This is a genomic window from Alkalibacterium gilvum (assembly GCF_900109085.1).
Classification (GTDB): Bacteria; Bacillota; Bacilli; order Lactobacillales; family Carnobacteriaceae_A; genus Alkalibacterium; species Alkalibacterium gilvum.
The window spans coordinates 1-1,868 of sequence record NZ_FNYW01000078.1 but is presented as its reverse complement, the minus strand read 5'-3'; the positions used below and the strand labels follow the sequence as shown (position 1 = coordinate 1,868).

At 28.8% G+C, this 1,868-nt stretch carries 2 protein-coding genes; both read left to right on the top strand.

Going from position 1 to position 1,868, the window contains the following annotated elements; genetic code table 11:
• Positions 1–124 precede the first annotated feature (124 nt).
• Complete coding sequence (locus BMX83_RS10570) at positions 125–577, top strand: hypothetical protein (protein ID WP_091636832.1); 453 nt, start codon at positions 125–127, stop codon at positions 575–577.
• A 101-nt stretch (positions 578–678) separates the two neighbouring features.
• A complete protein-coding gene (locus BMX83_RS10565) occupies positions 679–996 on the top strand; it encodes a hypothetical protein (RefSeq protein ID WP_087059222.1) in 318 nt (105 codons plus the stop codon).
• Positions 997–1,868: the final 872 nt, after the last annotated feature.

Below are 1,868 nucleotides of genomic sequence, written 5' to 3'. Positions count from 1 at the left end.
CACAATAAGAATTGAGTAAAACTCAAAACTATAAATTGATGAACATTAGTAGAATTATGTTCAACTAATTCATAATTAAAGGGAGGTTTATTTCATTAAGAAGAAAAACAAGAATATATGGATTGTGATTATAACAATAAGCATTGCGATATTATTTTCATTAAACTATCTTAAAAAAGATAGTTGGGATGAAAATGCTGAACAATTAAGACACTCATTTGATATTATAAGTGGTACTGCTGTTATTGATGACTTATCCCAATGGACACCTTTTGATTGGGATGTGATGTACAGCTTTAGGCCATATGTATCAAAGGAGAGAGTGTATGAGGTTGTTGGATATAAATGGGACAATATAAGTGAAACTGTAAACGAGAATATGAATCAGATAGTATTTCTTAAAGATAATGATGTTATATGTTACTTATACGGATATCCTAATAATACTGGATTAGAATTTGGCTTTGGTGAATATGAAGGTGATTATATAAAATTTAATTCAAATGATTTGATACCTTTTAATAGCACATTTGATGATAAAAATCAGATTAGACATTTTAATTATATTAAAGAGTAATCACTTCGCATCATATAAAATATGTCGTATCATACTAAATATCTATACCTAACTAAAAAAAGCGTCACAAATATTATTAGTATTTATCTGGAGGAGTGAAAATGAAGAAAATTATATTTTATGTACCAGCTATTGTTTTTACAATTCTTTATGGAGTAGTAGCAATTACCAATATTGGAGCTATATCACCCATTGTTGTAGTTTGGTTAGCTTTATTCTTTATTAGTGGCTTTATTCTAAATAAGAATATATCCTGGGGTAGTTTATTGGGAGCATTACCTGCAATCCATATAATTTATATGGGGACACAAGAAACGGGACAAATTATCAATGAAATGACGATAGGAATTGTTCTCCTAATATTTTATATTACTTGTGGATATTTTGTCTATAGAAATAACAAAATAAGCAAAGAATAATCTATACTGCTTATAATAAGCAGTATTTTAGAAGAACAATATGTTGCATACTATTTATCTTATGCGTCGCTGGATAGCTTATAATTTTGAAAGTGCCAGCTTGTCTTAATACTAATTATGTAAAACCCACTAAAACGGTTATAAGTATTGATATAAAAAGGATAGAGCAGATTTACTACTCTGTCCTTTTTTATTTTTCTTCTTTGAACTTGTCTTAAGGATTAATTTAGTACACTTTTGTAAAACTAAGGGATCAGGTAAAACTTGATTAAATGAAGATGTTAAATAAAAGCATATCTAGGCTCTAAAATCAATTCTAAGAGGTTTTATATGTTTTCTGGTGCTAAGCCCTATACATTTAAGTTAAAGCTCATGGACAAGCTAAGGAATGGTTTTATTTGATATAATTATCAAGGCTAAAGCTAAATAGGAACTTATATGTTTTCTGTATGCTTTAGCCTACTTTTAAAGGAGCAAATAAAAAAATAAAATCAAGGTGGAGATTTTTAGTGGTTTTCTAAAAATACTACCTTTAGTTTATTTAGTGAGTGGTTTAACATCAGAAGATCTTAGTCCCCTTTTAAAAAAGGTGCTAACACCCCTAAAACTTATATTAAGGCTTTGCCCTCTGCTAAAGCATTCACCCACACTTACAGAGAGTGAGCTTCAACTAATCGTTGAAGCCTTGTTTTAGTGTATTTTATGGCTAATAGTAAAGGTAGTATTTTAAAACTTTAAAAAGACAAACTTTTAAAATCTCCACCTTGACTATTTAAGAACTCTAAAAGTGTAAAATAAACCTATTGATAATCTAAGTCCCCCTATACTCTTTTTAGGGGTTTCTTATAAAGGCAGTTATTTATAGAGAAATA